A 23,266-nucleotide genomic window follows, 5' to 3' on the forward strand; every position below is an offset into this window, starting at 1 on the left:
CAACATTGGAAGGTGGATTTTTCTGACTCGGACTAAAGATGGGAACCATGCTCCCCGTACAGTCGATACTCGAGGGGCTCATCGGCCTGCTGTTTTTGTTGTTCCTGGTCGCCGGCCCAATCCTCCTGTACATCCTGGTACGGAGTGAGGGACTGCTCGGAGACCCTCCCGGCCGGGGACTCCAGTAGCATCCCCACGGCAAAGGACCGACGTATTTCCCCACCCAACTCGAAACACAAGTACGGCATGGCCGACACCCACGCATTCGGCGAAACGAGCAAACGGCTCGGGACGTACGCGCTTATCGCCGTCGTCCTCGGCGCGCCCTTCGGCCCGTTTTGGTACGTCGAGTCGACGGTGGGCCGGCAGGCCTCGTTCGCGCACATCGGCGGGGCACTCCTCGCCGGGACGCTCGTCCTCCTGTGTGGGCTCGTCGTCCTCGAACGCTACGCGGGAGTCCCTGCGAAAACCCTCGCGTCGTTCGACGGCTTCTTCCTCGGCCTCAACGCGGGGGTCCTGTACGGGGAGTGGCTCGGCCTCTTGGGGAACGCATCGGCGTTTCCCGGACTGGCCGGCGCGCTCGTGTGGTCGCTCGGTGTTCTCGAGATTCACGACCGGATTCGGTGACGTGTTCGAAAGCGACGTCAGCGAGGGCGACAACCTCCGGGGCCATGGCTGGAGGTACACTTACGGTTCGAAGGGTCGTTCCGAGAACATGACTCCTCACGGACGGGACCCACACCAGTTGCTGGACCAGGCCCCGCTGTTGGATGCGACCCGAGACGAACCGCTCGATAGGTCGACGCTCCAAGACGAACTCGATATCTCGCGTGCCACGGCCTATCGGTGGACGTCCGCGCTCACGGACGAGCAGTTGCTCGAACAGACGGCGGCGGGCTACCAGACGACGGGGGCCGGCTGTGCCGTGGCCGACGCCGTCTCTCGATTCGAGCGCTCAATCGCGGCGGCCGACCGGTTAGAACCCCTGCTCGCCCAGATTTCTGCGCCGGAGTTCACGCGCCACGTCCACCTGTTCGCCGACGCCGACCTCCATGTCGCCACGCCACAGCACCCGAACGCGCCCATCGAGCCGTGGCTCGAACACTTTGCGTCGTTCGACCGCTCTCGAAGTCTGGTCGTCGCCGGGTGTCCACCGAAGGTTACGGAACGGGGCATCGAGCACGCCCGAAACGACGTGGACTTCGAGGCAATCTGCACGCCGCTGGCGCTCGAAGCGGACCGAAACGCCTCGAAGAACGCGTTCGATACCATCGCGTCGGCCGAAGCGCCCGCCCTGTACACCCACTCCGGACTGCCGTTCACGATGGGCATCATCGACGACGTGGTCATCGTCGGCGGCTTCGACGACGAGACGTCGCTGCCCGTCGCCTCCGTCACGACCGACGACCCCGAGGCGCGCGAGTGGGCCGTAGACCTCTATCGGCGCTACAAGCGCGATGCGGACCGGCTCGACGTGAGCGAGATGAGTCCCGAGTATCGGTGACCGACGCGGAGACACGAAGGCGAACCTGTTTTCGACTAAGTAGTGTCTCACGTCCTGAGACGCCATCTCAGGGGATGACTATAATCGTGACCTATCCGTCAAACGGAACATGAACGGGACAGGTTCGACCGACGCAACCGGGAACCGACAGCACGGACGACGCGATGACCGGGCCGCCGGTGAGTCGTCGCCGACGGACTCCTACGACGTCATCGTCGGCGGCTCCGGGATGGCGGCGTCGCTCACCGCGATGATTCTGGGGAAACGCGGCCTCGACGTGGTAATGCTCGAAGCCGGGTCGCATCCACGGTTCGCCGTCGGCGAGGCGATGCTCCCGCAGAGTTCGATGTGGATGTGGATTCTCGGGGAGTACCACGGCATCCCGGAAATTCAGTACCTCAGCGACACGAACGACATCGTCGACAACGTCACGCCGTCGTGCGGCATCAAACACTCCATCGGCTTTGCGTACCACGAACCCGACCGCCCGGTCGCGGCGGACCACAGTCACCAGTTGATTCCGCCGAGCCTGCCGTTCTACAGCGAGAGCCATCTGCTGCGTTCGGAGGTCGACCACTATCTGGTCGAGGCCGCCCGGCGCTACGGCGTGGCATACCTCGACGAGACCGAAATCACCGGCGTGGACATCGGTCAAGACGAGGTGTCGGTGGCGACCGACTGTGGTCGTATCGAGGCGGCGTTCTACGTCGACGGGACCGGCGGGAACTCCGTCCTCGCCGACGAGATGGGGTATCGCGAGGACGCCCCGGAGTTGGAGACGGATTCGCGCGCCATCTTCACGCACGTCGAAGGGCTCGCTCCGTTCGACGAGATACTCGACGAATCTGCCCACCCCGGACAGTCCAACCGCCTCCACGACGGGACGCTCCACCACGTGTTCGACGGGGGCTGGATGTGGGTGATTCCCTTCGACAACTTCGAGCGCTCCGAGACGAACAAAGCGAGTCTCGGGTTGGTACTCGACCGAACGCAGTACCCCACAGACGAGTCGGTCAGCGCCGAGCGAGAGGCTCGACGAATCATCGCCGACTTCCCCGATATCGAACGCCACCTCGCGTCGGCGACGACGGTGCGACCGTGGACTCGAACCGGGAGACTGCAACGGACCGCCAGTCAGTCCGCGGGGCACCGACACTACCTGACCAACAACACGTACGGCTTCGTCGACCCCCTCTACGCGGTCGGCCTCGTGAACACCCTCGAATCCGTCTTCGTGTCGACCAACCTGCTGCTGGACGCGTTCGAAGACGGCGAGTTCTCGGCGGCGCGCTTTGCGCCCATCGACGAGATGCACCGCCGTCAACTCGCGACCAACGACCGAATCATCAGCAACGCGTACAAGTCGATGGGCGACTTCCGACTGTGGAACGCGTGGACGCAGATGTGGCTGGGACAGGTCCTGTTTCACGACCTGTACATCCAGCGGCATTGTTTCAACTACCTCGCGTCGGGACAGCCCGCCGAGTTCGACTCGCTCCTCGCGGAACCCTCGCCGGGCGATGGCGCGCCGTTCGTCCCGCAGAAAACCCAGATACACCGACGGATGGGCGAGATACTGGACGCCTATCGGGCGGGCGACGCGAGCGTTGACGAGGCCGCCGGTCTGCTGTTCGCGGAACTGCGGCGAGCGGACTGGCTCCCGAAGCACGTCTACGACTGGGGCGACGAGCGGGCGCGACACGTCGACTTCTCCGACCCCGAACTGGTGGGGAAACTCATTCAGTGGGGGAAGACCGACTCCCCCGAACAGCTTCGAGCGGAACTGTTCGATTTCCCCGTTCCCGAGATGGCGTGACCCCATGAACACGGCTACAGCGGCACCGAGGACTGTGGCTCACTCGTCGTCGTCGGACCCAGGGAGCCGCCGAACGGCCTTCTCCCAGCTATCGCGGGCGGCCTGCCCGGGGTCGGCAAACGGGTCATAGGTGATGTCTTCTGCGGTTCCGAGCTGACGACCCCCGTCCTGACCGGCCGCGCGTCGCCACAGCGCGACCACCGACGCGAGGACGACCACGGCGAACAGCCCGCCCAAGAAGATGTTGACGGGGTACTCGAGTCTGGGCACGACGAACACGAGGGCCAACGCGAGCGCGGTCAACTGGAACGCAGACAGCAGATAGCTGAGCCACGTCCCAGAGAGTTCGAGCGTCCGGCTCATCTCTCGGGGACATCGCCCCACTCCGGTAAAGACCTTCACTTGAATTGAGGCGCGAGGGAACTTGCTTAAGCTGCGATCGGAGCGACTGAAGGGAGAGAGACAGCGTTCACGAGCGCGGTGCCCTCGTGAGCGAACGAGACGTAGGCGTCTCGTCAAGCCGGACACTTGTGTAATCATCGAACGAAGTCCGCACGAGTTCGACGCACTCGAGTGGCAAGGACCCATCGCGCGCCGCCGCCGACATCCATGATGATTCCTCACGTCATGTCGGGGCCGAAATAAACATATGCGGCCGGGCGAGTGTGTCTGCACGGATGCCGACGCGAGAGCACATCGACCAGAAACCCACGAGCGAGCAGCGAACCGAACTCGCTGCGCAGGACACCCGCGACGACGACGACCGCGTCGCAACGACCCCCAACGGCGCGTACACCGGCGGCTACGCGTATCACGAACTCGACGAAGACGGCGAAATCGTCTGCGGCGGCCACAGCGACGGCCGGTTCGTCGAGGTTACTCGCGCCGAGGCCAAGCGAACGGGCAAGACGCCCTGCGGGAAGTGCGAGTGGATTCTCGGCCTCAAGTGAACGTGATGCGCCGACGCCGTCTGCCCCCGTCGCACGACTGACGATGACCCATCAATCGTTTCTCGACATTGTCAACTTCGACCGAGAGGTTAATCACAATCAACTGCAAATGTGCCGCATATGACCTACGAAAACCTGGATTCAGACCTCATCAATGCGCTCTTGGAGGACGGGCGGCGCAGTCTCCGGAGCCTCGCCGAAGAACTCGACGTCTCGGTGACGACCGTCTCGAACCACCTGCGAGACCTCGAAGACGAGGGTATCATCGAGGGCTACACGCCGCGTCTCGATTACGACGCGCTCGGCTACGACGTGACCGCGGTCATGCACCTCAAAGTCGAGGGGAGCGCGCTCACGGATGTCACCGACCTACTCGCAAACGAGCCGCAGATGGTCTCTGTGTACGAGGTCACCGGCGATTACGACGTCCTCGCGGTTGGCAAGTTCAAGAACACAGACGACATGAACCGCCAGATCAAGGCGCTTCTGAACGAAGCACCGATTCGCGAGTCGAACACGAGTGTCGTCCTCAACGCGGTCTCCGAAAACGAGCAGTTCGACCTCGACGCCGGCGACGCCTAAGACTCAGTCGACGCGGAACTCGAACCGCGCCCCGCCGTCGGTGCCCTCCGAGACCCGCACTTCCCAGCCGTGTGCGGCCGCGACCTGCGAAACGATGTTCAGGCCGAAGCCGGTACCCTCGGAAGACGTGGTGTAGCCGGCTTCGAACACGGTGTCGCGGTCAGATTCGGGAATACCCTGACCGGTGTCTTCGACGAAAAAGCCACGGTCGGTCTCGCCGAGGGTGACGGTCACGTCCCCGTCGCCGGAGCCGTGTTCGACCGAATTCCGGAACAGGTTTTCGAGGAGTTGCTGAAGCTGGTCGCGGTCGGCGTCGACGACGGCGTCGGTCTCGACGGTCAGCGTCGCACCGTCGGTCACGACGTTCTGCCAGCACGCCCGCGCGAGGTCGGCCAGCCCGACCGGTTCGACCTCCATGGCGTCGTTACCGTTGTGGGCGAGAATCAGGAGGTCGCTGATGAGGTCGTCCATGCGGTCCAGCGCCCGGTCGATATCGTCGAGGTGGTCGCTGTCACAGTCGTCTTGGAGCATCTCGAGGCGGCCCATAGCGACCTGCAGCGGGTTGCGGAGGTCGTGGCTCACGACGCTCGTAAAGCGGTCGAGGCGCTCGTTCTGTTCGACAAGTTCGGCCTCGCGTTCCTTCTGCTCGCTGATGTCACGAATCATCGCGACGAACAGGTCCTCGCCGTCGACGCTGAGTTCGATGAGATGCACTTCGGTCGGGAACGTCGTGCCGTCGCGGCGTTCGAGCGCGCCTTCGAACCGGCGTGGTTCGTTCGCCGGCAGGTCCGCCCAGAACGACTTCGAGCGGTCCGGTTCGGACGTGGGGTCGAGGTCCCAGATGGTCTTGCCGACGAGGTCCGCGTCGGTGTAGCCCAGTTCCTCGCACATCCGCTGGTTCACGTCTTGGATGGTGCCGTCGGCTTTGTGAACGACGACGAGGTCCGGCGAGTGCTCGAACAGCGCTTCGAGCCGGGCGGTGTTCGACCGGAGGAGTCGCTCGTACGTCTTCCGCGGCGTGATGTCGTCTTGGAAGCCGACGAAGAGGTCGACGCTCCCGTCGTCGAAGATGGGCGCGATGCGGACGCGATTCCAGAATTCGGTGCCGTCCTTGCGGTAGTTCAGGAGCTCGGTCGTCACGGGTTCGCGCTCGTCGACCGCCGCCCGGAGTTCGGCGACGGCCGCCTCGTCCGTCTCTTCGCCCTGCAGAAACCGGCAGTTTCGCCCGACGGCTTCGTCACGACTGTATCCGGTGATGTCGGTGAACTCGTCGTTGACGTAGACGATGGGGTTGTCGGCTTGGTCGGGGTCCGTGAGGACGACGCCGATCGGTGCCTCGTCTATTGCCCGCTCTCGACGCGACAGTTTCGTTTCGAGTCTGTCGCGTTTCGAGACGCGCGACAGCGTCCAGATGAGCGACCCGTCAGCCGCGTACGTGAGCGTGTGCTCCACGTCGACGAGGTCGCCGTCCTTCCGCACGAGCGACGACTGCCCTGACGACTGCCCCTCGCGCGCTTCGGGGAGTACCGAATCGGAGACCGCCTGTCCGTCGTCGTCGGGATAGAACGCCTCCCAGTGACGACCGAGGAGTTCCGCGCGCTCGTAGCCGAACAGCTCAGTACAGGCCGCGTTGGCGTACTCGATAACACCGTCGTCGCCGAGGATACAGACGGCGTCGGTCGCGTTCTCGATGGCCGCCAGTCCGCGGTCGCTGTCCCGTGAGGCCCGAACGCGCTCGACAGCGTTCTCGATGCGGTTGGCGAGCAGTCGGTACTGGGTGGTGTCGTCGCCCTTCTGAAGATAATCCGTCACGCCCGCGTCGAGCGCCTCGTCCACAATCTCCTCGCGAGCGATTCCGGAAAAGAGGATAACTGGGAGCTCCGGATACTCGTCGCGGACGCTCGCCAGCACGTCGAGGCCGTCGAGGTCGGGCATATCGTAGTCGCAGACGACGCAGTCGAACGTCGGGTCGTCGCGCCGAACCCGGTCGACCGCGACCCGTGGGTCCGTCTCGGTATGGACGGTGATGTGCTCGCGCTCGCGTTCCAGCGCCGCCGCGACGAGCGCCGAGAACTCGGGGTCGTCATCGACGTGCAAGACGTCGATAGGCGACGACTCCGAGAGCGAACGCGGCGTGTCGCGAAGCGAGTCCATTCGTGAGGGGAACGTGACCGCACCGCATCATAATGGTTGCTGCTCGCGGGACGACCGGATGGGGGACGGGTCCCCTCAGTCGTCGAGGTCGTCGATGGTGTAGTACACCTTCACCTTGCCGGGGTTCCCGCGGTCGGAGTCGATGGGGACCGTGTTGGTCACCTGCTGTGGGTTATCGCACGCGAGCGTGATATCGACCGGCTCGCTCCCCTCGTCCGGTGCCCCGGTGAACCAGTCCCTTGGCGGCTCTCGCTCCGTGATTTTCGTCACGATTGTCTTCGGTTCCGACCCACTTCGGGGGACCTTGAAGTTGTCAATCGCCACGCCGATGTTTCGCGTCGCCCCCGTTGGGAGCCTGAGCGACGTGTGTTCGGACTGCCCGCCGCGGATGTCGTGTTCGATCTCCAGTTCGAGCGCGCCTTCACCCGGACCTTGCCCGCTGATGAACTCGACTTTCTCCGCGCGGACGACAACCTCACACAGGTCGCCGTGGTCGTCGTCCGGACCGCCGGCGATGGCTCCTGTGTGGACCTGAACGTGGTCGGGGTTTTCGAGGCTGATGGACTTGATTCCGCCGTAGATTCGGAAGCCGTCTGACTTCCCCCAGACGGTTCCGTTCGCCGTACTCCCGGACACTTGGTCTCCCGGGCCCGTGGTGACGGGCAGTCCACCGAGCCTGCCGCCTACTTTTTCGATGTCGCCAGTCGCCTGAATCGTGTAGTCGGATTTTCCGGCACCGAGGCCTTCCATCACGACGTAATGCTTCGGGTTCGCCATGTCAACGCACCACAAACTATTGTCAACTCGATACTGGTTAATTGTTATGAATGTTCAATGAGTTCACACAATTGTCGAGTTTGGAACGCGACGTATTTCGGCCCAAATCGGAGCGCAGTCGGAGGGTCTGTGAGACGACGACCACGGCGTTTCCGGCGGACAGCAGTCGATAGAAAAGGGAACGCAGTACGGACCTCTATGCTCAGACCGAGGGAGAGAATCCAGCAGCTATCGGCTGTACCGGTTGGTATCGAGATATTAGTGCTACTCGCGGGCCCACACGGGGATGCCCTCACCGATGCCGGTCAGCCGAACTGCGAGCACCACGACGGCAAGAATCCCCGCGTATTCGACCACGCCGGCGACGAGGTGCAGTTCGGCGGGGATATCGACGGTCACGATGAACGGCGGTTGGTTCATCGTCGCGTGGAACAGCGCGACCACCCAGAGATTCCCCGTGAACGCGTAGACACCGCCGTAGACGAGTCCGGCCAGAAGCAGCCCGAACAGTCGCGTGCCGAGCGCGGCGCTGACGCCGTGGCCCGAGGCGATGAACCACCGAGGCAGGTGGAAGACGGCGAACAACACAGCGACGGCCGCGACGCCGCCGATGACCGCGCGACGACTGTCGCCGCCGGCCAGCGAAATCGCCTTCTGTTGGAAATGACATCCTCCCCGGCGCGAACGCCGGGGTTTCCTCGCGCTGGGGGTATCGCTTACCGACCCACGGAGGCAACTTGCGGGTTCGTGCGCTCCTCGTTGGAACAAGAGCGTGGTGACTCTGACCAGTCGTGGTCGTTCCACTTGAGGCGCACGGGCCGTGCCATCGGCCGTGCTACGTCGGTCTGCCGTTGACGAGACACACCGTGTCTCGTTCGCCAATCAGAACGTTCTGAGTTCTGATGACGTCTCAGGAACGTTTCGGACGCTGTGAGGTCTGCGTGGCCCTCGAAACCGCACGGGCACGTCAGCGTGTCGCGGTGGCGCGTCGTCCGGTCGGTCGAACCGCAGTTCGGGCACTCTTGGGAAGTCCATGCTTCCGACCGGACTTCGACCGCCATACCGAACTCCTCGGCAGTACACGCGAGGCGGTCGATGAACTGCCGGAACGCCCAAAAGTTGTGCGTCTTCGCGTTCGCTTCGACCGACCAATGCGTGTCGAGTACGTCTGTGAGTGCCCCGACGTACACCGTCGAGACGCCTTCGTCGTGCAACCGTTCTATGAGGTCACGTGCGAGTGCGTCTTGGGCGTGGTCGCGTCGGCGCGTCCGACGTCGGTACAACGAGCGTATCCGGTTTGAGGAGTACCGCCCCTCGCGGAGTTTGGATTGCAGACGGGCGATTTCTCGCGTCGTCTCGCGGAACCGCTCGAACAGGTCGCGTCCCTCGTACAGCAGTTGCGTGCCGGTCGAAGTCGAACAGGCGACGAGGTTGTTTGCACCAATATCCAGAGCGGCGGTTTCGTCCGCCAGTGGGTGTGCCAGCCGAGAATTGTCTACCGTGACTGGCTGAAAGGCCCTGAACGTCTGTGCAGTCTCGTCCCAGAACAACCCCAACCGGCCTTGCTTGTCGTACTCTTTCCAGTTGGGTTCGCCCCGGACTTCGAGCCGAAGCCTCTCGCGGTATCCAAGACCGTACTCCTCTTTCAGGTCTTGGCCGACAAGGATTTCGAGCCGGGAGTATTCGCCCCACTCGATAGAGTACGACGTGTTCCGAATGTACGTTCGGAGTTCGCGGCCGTCCTCGGCGTTGCCCCAGTATCCGGGCTTACCGTTTGCTTCGCCCTTCTTCTGGAGCGCGAAGAACGACCGCCATGCTTCGCGGTTCTTCCGTTCGATTTGCTGAACGGTCGAAGCCCCGAGCGTGCCGCCGTAGCGCCCGCGATACTCGCTGATTTCCCACACGTCCGCGTCGGGGTCGGCGTAGTGTTCGCGGCGCTCGTAGTTGATTTCGTTCCAGAGAGCGGCAGAAGCGTCCAACAGGCGTCGAAGCAACTCCTCGTCCGCGTCGGACTGAGGAACCACCTCGAAGGTGTTGGTCCGCTTCATCACCAACACCTTACATCCGAAGGCTGATGTATGTTTGGCTTTTGTCTGTATGTATGGCGAAGAACATCCACGTAGTAGTGGACGACGACGTTCATGAACGGTTGAAGCGAATCAAGGACGACCACGGCCTGACGTGGGAAGGGATGTTGCTCCACGCGGCGAAAGATTTGGATACCCCGGACTGAGCATTGTCGGCGGTTGTGTTCCTGTTGTCGGATCCACGCCCGCCGTGAACGGCGGGACTCTCTCCTCGATTCAGGTAGCCACGAAACAGGAGTTCCTCCGGGAGCGCCGTGAGCACGAACGAACTCAGGAGCGCCGCGAGATACGGAGCCGGGTGTGCGACGACCCGCGACAGAACGGGCTCGAAGCCGCCGACGCCCGCGGTTGCGAGTCCAGCCGCTACGAGATTGTACAGCGCCCAGAACGCGGCGACGACGGCGACCGCCGCGCCGAACGCCCGGAGAGACGGGAACAAAGACTGGAGTGCGACGCCCTCAACCCGAAGCGCGCCGGCCGCGAGCGCGACGAGAACGCCGCTCCAGGCGAGTCCCAAAAGCGGCGTCGGCGAGCCGTGGGGCGCGGCGAGAAGAAACCCGCTCAGCACGGTGATGAGAAGGACGTAGGTGACGGTCGGAATCGACGCGCTGCGGTCGAACGTCGGTGACGTGAGACGAGTGCGCACCATCGTCCGGGCGATTTCACTCGCTCGGGGGAAATGCGTTTTTATTGACTGACTCGGGGATGGTGTCGCCGCGCGAATCGTGGCCGAGTTCGCTCACCGCTCCGTCCGGAACTCGAAGCGCGCACCGCCGTCAGTACCGTCGGTCACGTCCACCTGCCAGCCGTGTGCGTTCGCGATGTCGGACCTCGTGTCTGAATACACGAACCAGATTCGGGGGAACGTCAATTCGGGGACGGTCCGCCTCGAATACTAAAACGTACTGGCCAGTTTGTAAACACAGCGCTTATAATTAGAACACTATTTTCAAAACGTGATGACAGTTCCCGACGAATCTGAACGCAGCACGCCATCGCGGCTCGCCCGCGCCCTCTTCGCGAGCGGTCTCGCCGTCCTCGCGATTCGCAACCTGACCGACCTCGACGGCCGCATCGCCTACGCGGAGGCGAAAGGCGTCCCGGAGGCGGACCGACTCGTCCCCGCCGCGAGCGGCCTGCTCCTCGGCGGGAGTATCGGCATCGGCCTCTGGAAGCTGCCCAGACTCGCCGCCGCGAGCGTCGCGGCGTTCTTCGCCGGCGTCACGCCGACGATGCACGACTTCTGGGCCGTCGACGACGACGCCCGCGACGAGGAACTCACGTCGTTCCTCCAGAACCTGACGCTGTTCGGCGCGGCGGTCGCGTTCTTCAAGCGCGCGTCGAACGAGTAACGGCAGACCGATACACAGCTCTCGCTTTTCTGCAGTCACGTATCGACGGCATCATCGTCAATTTGGTCGACTCCCCCCTTGAGCGCGTACAGATACCACAGCCCGAGGACGGTCCAGCCGGCCGCGATGAGCGGCGAGTCGTCGAGCCACCAGTAGTACACTGCGAAGAGGAGTGCGGAGAGACCGAGGACCTGATAGAGTCGATAGTGAGCGGACACGGCACCTGGTGACGACCGCCGCAGTTGTAGTTCTTCCCCGCCTTCGAGACACCCCACCGTTTCCAGTATATCGCTGTCGACCGCAACCGACCACTACGTCAGGCCGAGTCCGCGTCGCCGTCACGGTCGGCCGCACGGTAGAAGCCGACGAAGCATTCGAGCGCGCCGTCGTCGTCCCGAATCGGGCGGATATCGAGGTGGGCCCAGAAGGGCTCGCCGCCGGCGCCGTAGCTGCGAATATCGGTCGAAATCGGCTCGCCGGCGTCGACGGCGGCGCGAATGTCGGCAACCGTCTCCGGGTCCGTCTCGGGGCCGTAGAGGGACCGGTAGTTGCGACCCTCGACCGCCGCGGCGTCGTAGCCCGTAAGCGCCTCGAACGCCTCGTTGCAGTAGACGACAGGGTTGTCGGGCTTCGACGGGTCGATGACGACGATTGCGACGCCGACGGCGTCGAGCACTCGGTCTTTCAGCTCGACTTCCGCCCGCAACGCATCGACCTCGGTGAGTTCCTGGACGATACAGACGTGTCCCCCGTCGTCCATCCGCGTCAGCACGAGTCGCTCGGGGACCAGCTCGCCGGTTTTGGTGACGCCGGTCGAAATGCCCCGCCACGACCCTTCGGCTTCGAGTTGCGGGAGGATTTCCTCGTGGAAGCGCCGGGCCTCCTCGTCCGGGTAGAGGAGGTCCCAATGCTCCCCGATGAGTTCGGTCCGGTTGCGGTCGTAGAGCGCGGCGTACGCCTCGTTCATGTACTGGTAGACGCCGTCGCCGTCGATGATGCCGATGCCTTCCTCGGCGGACTCGATGGCGAGAAAGCCGCGTCGCATGTGCGTCTCGGCGCGGTGTTTCTCGACGAGATTCGACACCTTGTTCGCCAACACGGGATACTCCTCGGGGCCGCCCTTCTGGAGGTACTCGTCGACGCCGGCGGAGATGGCGCGACTCGCGATTTCCTCGCTTCCCTTGCCGGTGAAGAGGACGAAGGGTATCTCGATGCCCCGCTCGCGCGCCGCCGTGAGCAGTTCGAGCCCATCCATCACCGGCATGTCGTAGTCGCTCACGACGCAGTCGTACGCGCCGTCAGTGAGTTCGTCGAGCGCCGACACCGGGTCGGTGTACGTCTCCGTCTCGACGTCGTCGAGTTCGCGTTCGAGAAAGGTCGCGGACAGCTCCACCATCGACTCGTTATCGTCGACCAACAGGATTCGCATCGCGCGTTGTTCCGTGCTGAACGGCGCGATGTCGTGGAGCAGGGACACGTCCATACGGACGTACTGTTGCCTCAGAGTGAAAAAACAGCTAGGCGATAGTCGCACTCGGCGACCGCGCGCCGCGGACCGTCCCGGTCGCTCACCACGAGGGACCAAGAGAACAGGAATCTGTATAGAATATATATTACTAGATGATGTTGGCGGCAATAAATTATATGCCATGTGACGGAGTTGACATCCTCATATGGAAGTGGTTAGAAACGTGCGAGAACTCACGGCGGTTCTCGAACAGTTTTCGGAGACGACGGGAGAGATTCACGGGCTGGAACTGACCAGCGGGGACGAGCCGAGCGAAAACGGCACAACGGCTTCGGTCACCGTCGAGTACGACCTCGCGTCAGCGTGCGCGGTCGACCCGGACCGACTCTCCGTGTCGTCGCCGGCGGCGTCGATGACCGACGGCCGACTTCGACTCGAACTCGACGTGGCGCTCGCTCCCCCGGCGACCGAAGACGCCGGACAGGAGTCGGTATCGGCTGAACACGCCGGCACCGACGGCGACCCCGAGCCGGCGGACGCGCCGGTCGCTCGAGCCGACGGTTCCGGGGCGCGCGGCTCGACGGGTAGCGCCCCCGTCGCATCGGTCGTGTCGCCACCGACGATGGAGTTCGCGGTCCCGACGGCGAGAGACGAGCCGTCGGAGGACGACCAACCCACATCCGTATCGACGGACGACCCCATCGAGGCGGATACAGAGACGGACGCGAATACGGCTACAGAGACGAGCCCGGACACGGAGACGGACGCGGACACCGGTACGAAGACAGAGACGAGCGCGACCGCCGCGACAGACGCCGACTCGGTACCCGCACACCACGACCCCGTTCGGCTTCGGGAGGCGTACGAGACCTGCGAGACGTTCAAGGAGATGACCGACGCGCTCGGCGTCGACGTGACTCCCCAGACCGTCCGCAACCAGATGATTCAACGCGGGATTCACGAGCCGGAGTCGTACGGCGAGTCGACCGAGTCGGGCGACGAGCCACGGCAACCGGAGCCGAGCGTCTCTGACGAGGACAGCACGAGTGGGACTGACCAGTCTCCCAAGGTGGGTACTGAAGATACCGACGACGCGGCGGTCGAACGTGACACGCCGGACGACGCCGAGACCGACGCGAACGACGAATCGAAGTCGGTGTCGGAATCGAAGCCGGACCCGAAGTCAGCGCCGAACCCGAAGTCGGAGTCGCAGTCTGACTCTGAGACGGACCCGGCCACGAACACGGAGCAGGTCGCGACGGAGACCGACGAGACGAGTACGACGGCCGAGGACGCGTCCACCGCGACTGACCTCCCGCCGCTTCCCGCGTCGGTGTCTTCGCTCGACTGTTCGACCGAAGACGTGTGTGCCGCCGTCGCGGGTGCGAAGACGCTGTACGAAGTCGAACGCCGTCTCGGCCTCGACCGCGCCGACGTTCGCGAGTTGCTGGCCGCGCTCGATCTTCTCGACCTCGTCACCGGACGGATGGCCCGGCGCGACCAATCGGCGGCGAGCCCCGACGACGTTCGAACGCGAGTGCATGCCGCGCTCGGCGGAGAGGGAGCATAACCCAACTCGTCACGATTCTCGACGCTTTCGTGGGAGGCCCGACGGATGTTGTGTTGCAGGTGCCCGACAGCCGCGTCTGAGCGCTGATGAACCGATTCGGTGACGGATGCGTCTCGGTGGACAGGTAGCCGAAGGGTGGTGGGGTCCCCCGAGTGGGGGAGGATGGAACGAGAACGAGGGCAACGCCACCAGCATCAGATGATGACGTTCCTGTTCTCGTACACGTTGTTTTGGTAGAGGGTGATATAGATTCGGAAAGTAGGTACTAATTGGAAGTACCGATAGTATGCTTCGTTTGGGGGAAAGAGAGAACGGTCTTCGGTGGGTCGACCACCGAACCGAGGAGGTGGAAACCGTTCTCAACTGGCAAGCAATTGGCCGATGGTGTTAAATATATCCATTCGTCCTACCACTGGTACGTACTGAAGACATGGCGACCGGTCTCCCGGTCGCCTCTGTTCGTGAACTCCCGGAACCCGACCCGACAACCACCCGACTGAAGTACGAATCGCTCCGTATCGTATGAACCTCCCTATCGCAGTTCTGTCACCTATATAACACACTTACCAGCGGTTATCACACCCGCCTCGGTGCGGACTGATGTGCCTCCGCACACACCATCACAGACAGTTCTCAGTCGTACTGTAACGGTGCTACTGGTGTTAGTACTCACGACCGCGACGTTTCCCGCCGGTGCGGCGGGCGTCGCGGCTGGGGAGGACGCGAGCGCACTCGACTCGAACGTCCAGTCGGCGATGAACGCGTCCGCTCCGACGGCCGTGACCATCACCGAACTCCAGTCGAACACGACCGACGGCGACGCCTCCGCCTACGCGGGGCAGTTCGTCAGCGTCGCCGGAACGGTGACGGCGACGAACGCCGACGGGTTCTTCGTGCAGAACGCCTCCGCGGCCGACGTGCGCCACAGCGCCGTCTACGTCTACGCGGGCGGGTCGTCGAATGCGACCCCCGGCGACGAGGTGCGCGTCGACGCGCCCGTCTCCGAGTACTACGGGATGACCCAACTCGACCTCGCCAACGACAGCGCCTCGCTGTCGACGACCGGCACCGGGGCGGTTCCCGAGGCGACCACGCTCGCGACGGCGAACGTCTCCCGAGAGTCCTACGAGGGCGTTCTCGTCAGCGTGCGCGACGTCGAGGTCACGGAAACCCCCGGCCAGTACGGTGAGTGGGCCGTCACCGACGGCTCCGGGCCGGTCGCCATCGACGACGCGACGACCGGCGACGACACCACGCCCGGCGAGGTCGGCGGTACCGCCGACGCCGTCGAAGGGCCGGTGTTCTACAGCTTCGAGGAGTACAAGATTCAGCCCGCGTCGGTGACGAATCTGACCGCTCCCGCGGGCGACGACGGCGGTAACGGCGGCGACGCCGGCAACGACACCGCGGGCGCGAACGCGACGACCATCACGCTCGTCGGCTTCAACGACATCGGCAAGGCGGCCGCCGGCTCCGGCGACGACAAACTCGGCCGGATGATTACGCTCATCAACCGCGAGCGCGCGAACGCCTCCGGTCCCGTCTTCGTGGCCGGCGGCGGCGACGAACTCAGCCCCCACGCCCTCCGCAACTACGACGGTCTGGAGCGCGGCTACGAGCCGCCGGTGACGGCGATGAACCTCATCGACCCCGACGCCGAGGTCGTCCAGAACCACGAACTCGACTACGACGAGGACGCGGGGGCGAACGACTTCGCCGTCTTCGAGGCCATCGCCAACGAGTCGACCTACCCGTGGCTCCTCGCCAACGTCGTCGACGAGGGGACCGGCGAGAACCTCCCCGGGACGCAGAACTACACCGTCGTCGAGCGCGGCGGCGTGAAAGTCGGCTTCTTCGGCCTGACCGACGAGGCCATCAACGCCAAGACCGACGGCGTCATCGAGCGCAACGGCTACACCGTCGTCGACCCGACGACCGCCGCCCAGCGAACCGTCGACACGCTCCGAAACGAGGAGGACGTGGACGTGGTCGTCGCGCTGGCCCCGGTCGGCATCCCGGACTCGAAGGACCTCGCGCGGAACGTCGACGGCATCGACGCGCTCGTCTCCGGCGACGACCAACAGCGCTACCCGCCGCAGACGACAAACGGCGTCCTCATCGGCGAGACCACCGGCAAGGCCAACGCCATCATGACGATGGAGCTGACCGTCGACAACGGGAGCGTGACCGACGCCTCCGGCGAACTCGTCGACGTGACGACCGACGTGCCGCGCAACGACTCGTGGCAGACGTACATCAACCCGCTCCGCGAGGACTACCTCAATACGAAGCTCGCGACGGCGGTCATGCCCGAGCACACGGGCGTCGGTTCCAGCTACACCGACGACTCCGCGACGGGCCACCTCGTCACCGACGGCGTCCGCGGCTACACCGGCGCAGACGTGGCCGTGACGAACGCCGGCGGCATCCGCGACACGCTCTACCCGAACGAGTACGCTGCGGGCGAGGAGTTCAACATCACCCGCGGGATGGTCACGTCGACGCTCTCGTTCGGCAACCACATCGTCGTGGTCGAGGTGACCGGCGCGGAACTCCGCGAGGTCGTCAAGAGCCAAATCACGCCGCTGGAGATGGACAACCAGTACGGCACCCAGACCCAACAGCAGGTGAGCGGCGTCACCTTCGAGTGGGTGCCCCACACCGATAGCTCGTCGCCCGGCGAGGGCGACGCGACGATTCGCGACCTGACGGTGGACGGCGAACCCGTCAACGACTCGGCGACCTACACGCTCGCGACCAACTCCTACATCGCCGACGGCGGCAGCGGCTACCCGCTCGGCGACAAACCGCGCGTGTCGGTCTCCAACGAGACGACGATGGCCGACGGGGTCATCGGCTACCTGCAGAACCGCTCGACCATCGCGGCCGCCGAAGTCGACACCGAGTCCGACGACCGGATGCGCCGAGTCGACGCGGCGGTCGACGCCGACGCGGTCGACGTGGCGAGCGACGACGGCCAGACGACGGTTATCATCGCCGCGCCCTCGCGCGTGACCGGCGTGAGCGGAACCGCCGCCTTCGCCGACCGAAGCGGCGGCTACGTCGAGACGACGAACGTCGCCTACGACGGCGCGAGCGGCACCGTCACGGTCACCGTGCCGACGAGCGACCTCGACGCCTTCGGGTCGTCGGTGACCGCGGCGGGGTCGGGCGTCGACCTCTACGTCGACTACACCGACAGCGCGTATTCGAGCCAGTACGAGAACTTCGATTCGGCGGTGCTGAACGCCGACCTCGACGGCGAGGCGACGACGACCGACCCGACGCCTGAACCGGCCGACGGCGTCGCGCTCGCGGTCGACTCGGACGGCCAGTCCGTCCCCCTCGGCGACACCCGGACGTTCGACATCACCGCGAGCGACGCCGCCAGCGGCGTCGGCGCGTACGAACTGTCCCTCGCGGTCGGCGATTCGAGCGTGGCCCGCATCACGGACGTGCAGTTCTCCGAGGACCCCGGTTTCTCGGCGGTTAACGTCAGCGACGACGGGAGTACGGTCCACATCGAGGCCGCCGGTATCGACGCCGGCGACGGCGACGCAAACGACTCGCAGGTTCTGGCGACCGTGACGGTCGAGGGCGTCGCGCTCGGCGGCTCGACGGCGCTCGAACTGACCCCGACGGCGACCTACGACCCCGACGGCACGGCCTACGCGGTGTCGAACATCGACAACCGCCCCGTCAGCGTCGAACCCGGTGACCTCACCGGCAACGGCCGCGCGATGGCCGACCACGACGGCGACGGCACCTTCGAGGACGTGAACGGCGACGGCAGCGTGAACGTCGTCGACGCCCAAGCGCTGTTCGTGAACCGCGACGCCGAGCCGGTCCAGTCGAGCATCCCCGCGTTCGACCTCAACGACGACGGTCGCGTCGACGTGGGCGACGTACAGCGGCTGTTCGCCTCGACGAATGTGTAAGCCGAACTCGAACTGGACCGGACGGACCGCACTCGCGGCGTTCGCGGCGCTCGTCTGTTTGAGCGCCGTCGCGCCGCCCGCGCTCGCCGCGACCGACACGACCGTCGGCTTCGACACCGACGCGGCGACCGTCGAACCCGACTCGACGCGGACGTTCGACATCGTCGTCGACAGCGTCGACGCCGGCGTCGGCGCGTACAACCTGACGGTCGAACTCGACGACGCGTCCGTCGGTCGCATCGCCGAGGTCGCCACACCCGACGGCACTGACCCGCGACTGCGAGACGTGTCGTACGACGAGAGTCGCACGGTCGCCTCGGTTCGCGTCGTCGGCCTCGATACCGACGACACTGGTTCGGTGGCCGTCGCGACCGTCACCGTCGAGACCGCCGACGCCACCGTCGACGGCGCGCTCGACGTGTCCGTGACTGCCCTCGGCGACGAGGTCGGGAACTCCTACACCGTCACCGACACGTCAGGACTCGACCTCTCCGTCTCGGAGTCGGCCGGCGGCGGGGGTTCCGACGGTGGTGGGGACACCGGCGACAACACCGGTGACTCGGACGACGATGGCGACGACACCGACGGCGGTTCGGACTCCGGGCCGGACGGCGATTCCGACGCGGACGACGAGTCGGACAATGCGACCGACCAGCCCGCGACAACCGAGTCGGCGTCCCAGTCACCCACGCCAACCGCGTCGACCGCGACTGACGACGCTGAGACGACCGCCAGCGCGACAGACACGCAGTCTGCAACCGCGACCGAGGCCACGACCGAGCGCCGGACCACGGCGACCGGCGTTCCCGGTTTCGGCGTCGCTCCCGCGGTCGCCGCCATCGCGACGCTCCTGCTCGGGGGCGCGCGCTGGGCGCGACACGAGGACTGAGCGAACGCGGGCCCTCGGGGGCCTGTGTCGAATCTTTATCCGTGTGGGCGTCTAGCAGGGAGGTATGAACGGCCCGGACACCGCGGACGAAACGAGCTTCTATCTCGACTACGAGCTACAGGTCGACGCGACCCGCGACGCCGTAGCGAAGCTCGCTCGTGAGGTCCTCCAGTACGAGTGGGCCGACTACCTCCGCGCCTCGCCTCCGGAGGGTCCCCACACGTGGCACGCCCTCGACTCGGGGAAGCCGTGGGGCCGCGTCACGCCTACGGCGTGGGAGCGCGGCCGCGACCACGGGTACGACCTCCACTTCGAACACTACCCGACGCCGCGCGCCCTCCAGCGCGGACAGTTCCGCCTCGAACTCCACCTCGAAGACGGCATCCACGGCGACGCCGACTTCTCGGGGGACTCCCCGTACGCGTCGCTTCGCGAGCGACTCGTCACGGCGCTCGACGAGGTGCGCGACGAACACGACGACCTCCCCGCCGGCGAGTTCGGCACCGGGCGGACGCTCTGGCGGGTCGACTCCCACTTCCTCGCGGGCGACACCGTTGCCTACTACGAGGCGCTCCGCGAGGCGCTGTCGGCCCACGACGCGTTCGTCGACGCCGCGGCGACCGTCCTCGACGACGAACTCCCCGAGCGCGACCCGTTCGAGCGCGACTGACGCGCCGAGCGGGAGGCTCGACGACCGGGACGTGCTGACCGACGCGAGGCTCGACGAGTGGCGACGCCAACGACTCGGGAGCGAGTCAAACGCTCCGTCGGGCCCCGCCTCGGACTGCCCCGGCTCCTGTCTCGTCGGTACCGCTTCGGCCAGTTCGAAGGAGAGTGGAAGAAAAAGTGAACAATCAACCCGACAATACCACTATATAGCTACATTTCAATAGCGTATCTCCGAAACGTCGAAAGAACTATATCGTTAACCGTGCGTTAGTGAAACGATGGCACAAGCACTCGAGGTCGCCCCGCACGTGATCACGGAGGGGTCGACCATCCGGCATTCGACGCTGTGTACGGAACAGACGGTGGTGGAAATCGAAGACGAGACCGTCCGGACGATGTACGACGACGAGGAGTTCGTCTACCCGCGCGAGCAGCTCGCGGTCGACCTCTCGGTCGGTCGGTTCGAAGTCGTCTCCTGACCCCGCCTTCGGGACGGCACGGGCCACCGTCTCGGCTTCCGTCGTCGCTCACGGTTCCCGCGAATCCATCCGGCCCGCTTCGGTTCCCGTTTTCGTCGTTCTACGCGACTCGCCCGTCGCCTCCCGACTCGCGAGCGACCCCGCCGCAGCGCGTCTCGAAAATCCAGACGGTTCGACTGCCGACACTATTTTGACGGCCCACATGAATCTCCCGCCGTGTCCTCCGCAGACCCTCCGCGCTCGCCGGGAACGCTCGCCGTGAGCGCCAAAGAGACCGGCCAATCCCTGTACGAACGGGCGTACAACACGCTGTTGACGGGCGTGGCGATCATGATCCCCATCGTCATCACGCTGTACGTCCTGCGCGTCGGTATCGACTTCGTCAGAAACGCCCTCGAACCGTTCATCGACCTGCTTCGTTGGGCGGGCATCATCAGCCGCTTCGAGAGCGTCGAATTCATCACGCTCCTCATCGACCTCGGTATCTACTCGTTCGTCGTCGACTTCTTCACCGAACTGGTCGCCCTGCTCGTCCTCTTCGCCATCGTCGCGGTCGTGGGGACCGTCGGCCGCAACCAGTACGGCGAGAAAATCATCGGCGTATTCGACCTCGTCATCTCCTCGATTCCGGGTATCGGCACGGTGTACAAGAGCTTCCGCCGCATGGGCGACGTGGTCCTCGACGAGGGGGCCGACGAGTTCCAGGACGTGAAACTCGTCCAGTGTTTCGACGACGACGTGTACGTGCTCGGCTTCCAGACGGGCGGTTCCCCGGCGACCATCGAACAGTCGACCGGCCATAAAGAGATGGTCTCGATGTTTCTCCCGCTCGCGCCGAACCCCGTCACCGGTGGCCTGCTCACCTACATCCCCGCCGACGACGTGTACGACATCGACATGACCGTCGAGGAGGGCGTCCGGAGCATCCTCACGAGCGGCGTCGCGACCGACGAGGATTCGGGCGCGCTCGGGGTGAACATGTCCGAACTCCGCGGCACGGAGCGGTTACAGGACATCCGCGAGTCGATGATTACGAGGGAGCGAAAGGAAAACCGGGACTGACCGGGCGTCTCTCCCGGGACCGTTGGCGGGTGGCTGTCCACCGCGGTGACCGCGTGTGTTGTCCCCGACGCCACCTTCCGTTCCGATGACAGACCGCTCGCCTCCCACCCCAAATCTGTCAGCGTATCTAATGTTTATATGTCTGCTCTGCGAAGTGTGGTGTGATAGCTCATGGCACCGCCACCACGGGTTCTCGTCTACGGACCACCGCCAGAGCGTGCCTGGCATCCGCGGAGCGACGTCGAAATCCGATACGTGACGGAGACCGAAGCGCTTCGCCGGCTCGCGGCGTCGAAAGACCCGACAGTCGTCGTCTGTCTCCACGCACCACCGTCTTACCGCGGCGGAGTCGCCACGCGCGTTACCCGACGCGTCGACGATTCCCAACCGGTCGTCGTCACCGGCTGGGAGACCGCTCGTTCGCCCAGACTCGCGCCGGTCGATTCTGACCTCGTGAAGACGGTCGGCCTCCCGGACGACGAACCGCTCCCGGAAGCGCTGTTCGACGTCGTCGACAAGGTCGGTGCGCGACTCGCAGTCCACGCGTGACGCGGCAATCGCTCGCTCCGTTCAGCGACCGCTGAGTAGCGCGAGTTCGAACCGACAGACGGTGGTGGCAACCCTTCGACCGACCGTAACAATTAGCATGGTTGATTCTTCTTGTCATATCGTGAACGTCGGAGTAATCACGTGTTCACACGGCGATTCACGGCAGTACGACGCGTGAGGGGCTGCTGCCGACCGCTCCCAGGGATGCGGGTTCGATCAATCCACGCCGTGGGTGAACCGTGATGGTTCGACGGACAAACCGACAACAACCATGAGCTCTTCGAACACGCCCGGTTCAACGCGAGTCGTCTGGACAGCGTCCACCCGCTTGGGGGGGACGATATGACACTGAAAACGCGACACAGTTGCCTTTTGTTGCTGATTCTCGCGGTCGCCGTCGCCCCGGGGGTGACTGCGGCGGCGGGGTCGACTGACGTCGCACTCGATCCGACGAGCCAGACGGTCGAGAACGGCGAGACGACGACGTTTGACGTGGTCGTGACGAACGCCTCCGGCGGCGTCGGCGCGGCCAACATCACGTTCTCGGTCGCCAACGACACCGCGGCTATCACGCAGGTCGCGTTCAGCCACGAGACGGTGGCGAACACCACGACGTACGCGAGTGACAACAGTTCCGCGACGCTCACCGGCTACGGGCTCGATACGAACCAGACCGGCCAGGTGGTCGTCGCCACCGTCACTGTCGAAGGGAACGCGACGAGCACGGCCGAAACCACGGTCACGCCCGAGGTCAACGCGCTGGGCGACGAGGACGGCAACGACTACACGGTCGGTGAGGAACAGTCCGCACAACTCGAGATAACGACCTCCTCGTCTGGCGGCGGCGGTGACGGCGACGACGGGGACGACAGCGACAGCGGCGGTGGCTCCGGTGACGGCGGCGACGGCGACACGGCGTCGACGACCGTCACGAACTTCTCCGTCGCGACGACCGACGTCGAAACCGGCGAGAGCGTCGAAGCCACGGCGACCGTCCTGAACGACGGCGACGTGACGACGAACGCGACGGTCAACCTCACGGTCGACGGCACGGTTCGAACGACGAAGACCGTCGCCGACCTCGAACCCGGCACCGAGTCGGCCGTCGTGTTCCTCCCGGTGTTCGAGCAGGCGGGAACGTACAACCTCACTGTCGGCGGCGAGTCTGTGGCGGTCACGGTCGCCGAGCCGACCACGACCCCCGACCCGGTGACGACCGAGACGCCGACGGAGACGGAGAGCCAAGCGCCAGGGTTCGGCGTGTTGTCGGCGCTCGTCTCGCTGGTCGCGCTCGTCGGTGCGGCGCGTCTGCGGGCTCAGTAACTCGCGTTCGACTCGCTCGCTTCCCGAGTGAGCGGTCGGGAGTCGAAGCGTCGACGCGAACCGATTTTCGAGTTCGACAGCGCGCTCCCGAGCTTCG

23 protein-coding genes are annotated in these 23,266 nt (G+C 64.9%); 15 read left to right on the plus strand and 8 right to left on the minus strand.

Features of this window, described 5'->3' with window-relative positions:
* Window positions 1-47 precede the first annotated feature (47 nt).
* The 4 genes from BN984_RS19320 (at window position 48) to BN984_RS02150 (ending at window position 3,320) form a co-directional block, all read left to right on the plus strand.
* On the plus strand, window positions 48-188 hold the full coding sequence (locus tag BN984_RS19320; RefSeq protein WP_156037874.1) for a hypothetical protein: 141 nt from the start codon (window positions 48-50) through the stop codon (window positions 186-188).
* A gap of 58 nt (window positions 189-246) precedes the next feature.
* Window positions 247-627, plus strand: a complete 381-nt coding sequence (locus BN984_RS02140; protein ID WP_049967553.1) for a hypothetical protein — start codon at window positions 247-249, stop codon at window positions 625-627.
* Window positions 628-715: 88 nt separating this feature from the next.
* A complete protein-coding gene (locus BN984_RS02145) occupies window positions 716-1,504 on the plus strand; it encodes a helix-turn-helix transcriptional regulator (protein ID WP_239640764.1) in 789 nt (262 codons plus the stop codon).
* Window positions 1,505-1,613: 109 nt separating this feature from the next.
* Window positions 1,614-3,320 carry an NAD(P)/FAD-dependent oxidoreductase gene (locus BN984_RS02150; protein ID WP_049967554.1) on the plus strand — a complete coding sequence of 569 codons (1,707 nt, stop codon included), beginning with the start codon at window positions 1,614-1,616 and terminating at the stop codon, window positions 3,318-3,320.
* A 39-nt stretch (window positions 3,321-3,359) separates the two neighbouring features.
* Here the strand turns inward: BN984_RS02150 and BN984_RS02155 are convergent, their stop codons facing one another.
* Window positions 3,360-3,683: a hypothetical protein gene (locus tag BN984_RS02155; RefSeq protein WP_008095974.1), complete on the minus strand. Its 324-nt coding sequence runs from the start codon at window positions 3,681-3,683 to the stop codon at window positions 3,360-3,362.
* Window positions 3,684-3,997: 314 nt separating this feature from the next.
* On the opposite strand from BN984_RS02155, the gene BN984_RS02160 reads away from it, so the two are divergent.
* Together BN984_RS02160 and lrp are read left to right on the plus strand one after the other, a co-directional pair.
* On the plus strand, window positions 3,998-4,270 hold the full coding sequence (locus BN984_RS02160; protein WP_008095973.1) for a hypothetical protein: 273 nt from the start codon (window positions 3,998-4,000) through the stop codon (window positions 4,268-4,270).
* Window positions 4,271-4,390: 120 nt separating this feature from the next.
* The gene (gene lrp, locus BN984_RS02165) at window positions 4,391-4,852 is read left to right on the plus strand and encodes an HTH-type transcriptional regulator Lrp (protein ID WP_008095972.1); all 462 of its coding nucleotides are present in this window, start codon (window positions 4,391-4,393) and stop codon (window positions 4,850-4,852) included.
* A gap of 3 nt (window positions 4,853-4,855) precedes the next feature.
* Here lrp and BN984_RS02170 read toward each other — a convergent pair whose 3' ends face one another.
* The 5 genes from BN984_RS02170 to BN984_RS02190 all read right to left on the minus strand — a co-directional run bounded on the left by BN984_RS02170 (window position 4,856) and on the right by BN984_RS02190 (window position 10,519).
* Window positions 4,856-7,006, minus strand: a complete 2,151-nt coding sequence (locus BN984_RS02170) for a PAS domain S-box protein (protein WP_049967555.1) — start codon at window positions 7,004-7,006, stop codon at window positions 4,856-4,858.
* 75 nt (window positions 7,007-7,081) lie between these two features.
* Entirely contained in the window at window positions 7,082-7,783 is a 702-nt protein-coding gene (locus BN984_RS02175) for a hypothetical protein (RefSeq protein ID WP_008095969.1), read from the minus strand.
* 264 nt (window positions 7,784-8,047) lie between these two features.
* On the minus strand, window positions 8,048-8,587 hold the full coding sequence (locus tag BN984_RS20035) for a CPBP family intramembrane glutamic endopeptidase (RefSeq protein WP_255409907.1): 540 nt from the start codon (window positions 8,585-8,587) through the stop codon (window positions 8,048-8,050).
* Window positions 8,500-9,831, minus strand: coding sequence for an IS200/IS605 family transposase (locus BN984_RS02185; RefSeq protein ID WP_049967556.1), 1,332 nt, complete (start codon window positions 9,829-9,831; stop codon window positions 8,500-8,502). The genes BN984_RS20035 and BN984_RS02185 overlap by 88 nt, the downstream gene beginning before the upstream one ends.
* Window positions 9,832-9,922: 91 nt before the next feature.
* Window positions 9,923-10,519 (minus strand): hypothetical protein, encoded by a 597-nt coding sequence (locus BN984_RS02190; protein WP_181950679.1) that lies wholly within the window; start codon window positions 10,517-10,519, stop codon window positions 9,923-9,925.
* A gap of 310 nt (window positions 10,520-10,829) precedes the next feature.
* On the opposite strand from BN984_RS02190, the gene BN984_RS02195 reads away from it, so the two are divergent.
* Window positions 10,830-11,222, plus strand: a complete 393-nt coding sequence (locus BN984_RS02195) for a DoxX family membrane protein (RefSeq protein WP_008095967.1) — start codon at window positions 10,830-10,832, stop codon at window positions 11,220-11,222.
* 35 nt (window positions 11,223-11,257) lie between these two features.
* Here the strand turns inward: BN984_RS02195 and BN984_RS02200 are convergent, their stop codons facing one another.
* Both BN984_RS02200 and BN984_RS02205 read right to left on the minus strand, forming a co-directional pair.
* Window positions 11,258-11,440 carry a hypothetical protein gene (locus BN984_RS02200; RefSeq protein WP_008095966.1) on the minus strand — a complete coding sequence of 61 codons (183 nt, stop codon included), beginning with the start codon at window positions 11,438-11,440 and terminating at the stop codon, window positions 11,258-11,260.
* A gap of 98 nt (window positions 11,441-11,538) precedes the next feature.
* Window positions 11,539-12,705, minus strand: coding sequence for a PAS domain-containing protein (locus BN984_RS02205; protein WP_049967557.1), 1,167 nt, complete (start codon window positions 12,703-12,705; stop codon window positions 11,539-11,541).
* Between the two features lie 190 nt (window positions 12,706-12,895).
* On the opposite strand from BN984_RS02205, the gene BN984_RS02210 reads away from it, so the two are divergent.
* The 8 genes from BN984_RS02210 to BN984_RS02245 all read left to right on the plus strand — a co-directional run bounded on the left by BN984_RS02210 (window position 12,896) and on the right by BN984_RS02245 (window position 23,169).
* Window positions 12,896-14,260, plus strand: coding sequence for a hypothetical protein (locus BN984_RS02210; protein ID WP_049967558.1), 1,365 nt, complete (start codon window positions 12,896-12,898; stop codon window positions 14,258-14,260).
* A 659-nt stretch (window positions 14,261-14,919) separates the two neighbouring features.
* Complete coding sequence (locus BN984_RS02215) at window positions 14,920-18,198, plus strand: 5'-nucleotidase C-terminal domain-containing protein (protein ID WP_222114930.1); 3,279 nt, start codon at window positions 14,920-14,922, stop codon at window positions 18,196-18,198.
* Window positions 18,191-19,087, plus strand: a complete 897-nt coding sequence (locus tag BN984_RS02220) for a hypothetical protein (RefSeq protein WP_049967559.1) — start codon at window positions 18,191-18,193, stop codon at window positions 19,085-19,087. Before BN984_RS02215 ends, BN984_RS02220 begins: the two co-directional genes overlap by 8 nt.
* Window positions 19,088-19,151: 64 nt before the next feature.
* Window positions 19,152-19,757, plus strand: a complete 606-nt coding sequence (locus tag BN984_RS02225; protein ID WP_008095959.1) for a hypothetical protein — start codon at window positions 19,152-19,154, stop codon at window positions 19,755-19,757.
* 277 nt (window positions 19,758-20,034) lie between these two features.
* Window positions 20,035-20,235: a hypothetical protein gene (locus BN984_RS02230; protein ID WP_008095956.1), complete on the plus strand. Its 201-nt coding sequence runs from the start codon at window positions 20,035-20,037 to the stop codon at window positions 20,233-20,235.
* 258 nt (window positions 20,236-20,493) lie between these two features.
* Window positions 20,494-21,297: a DUF502 domain-containing protein gene (locus tag BN984_RS02235; RefSeq protein WP_008095955.1), complete on the plus strand. Its 804-nt coding sequence runs from the start codon at window positions 20,494-20,496 to the stop codon at window positions 21,295-21,297.
* A gap of 255 nt (window positions 21,298-21,552) precedes the next feature.
* Complete coding sequence (locus tag BN984_RS02240) at window positions 21,553-21,846, plus strand: hypothetical protein (RefSeq protein WP_008095952.1); 294 nt, start codon at window positions 21,553-21,555, stop codon at window positions 21,844-21,846.
* Between the two features lie 342 nt (window positions 21,847-22,188).
* Complete coding sequence (locus tag BN984_RS02245) at window positions 22,189-23,169, plus strand: CARDB domain-containing protein (RefSeq protein ID WP_049967560.1); 981 nt, start codon at window positions 22,189-22,191, stop codon at window positions 23,167-23,169.
* The last annotated feature ends 97 nt before the right edge of the window (window positions 23,170-23,266 follow it).

Origin of the sequence: Haloferax prahovense (genome assembly GCF_000723845.1) — an archaeon.
Taxonomy (GTDB): domain Archaea; phylum Halobacteriota; class Halobacteria; order Halobacteriales; family Haloferacaceae; genus Haloferax; species Haloferax prahovense.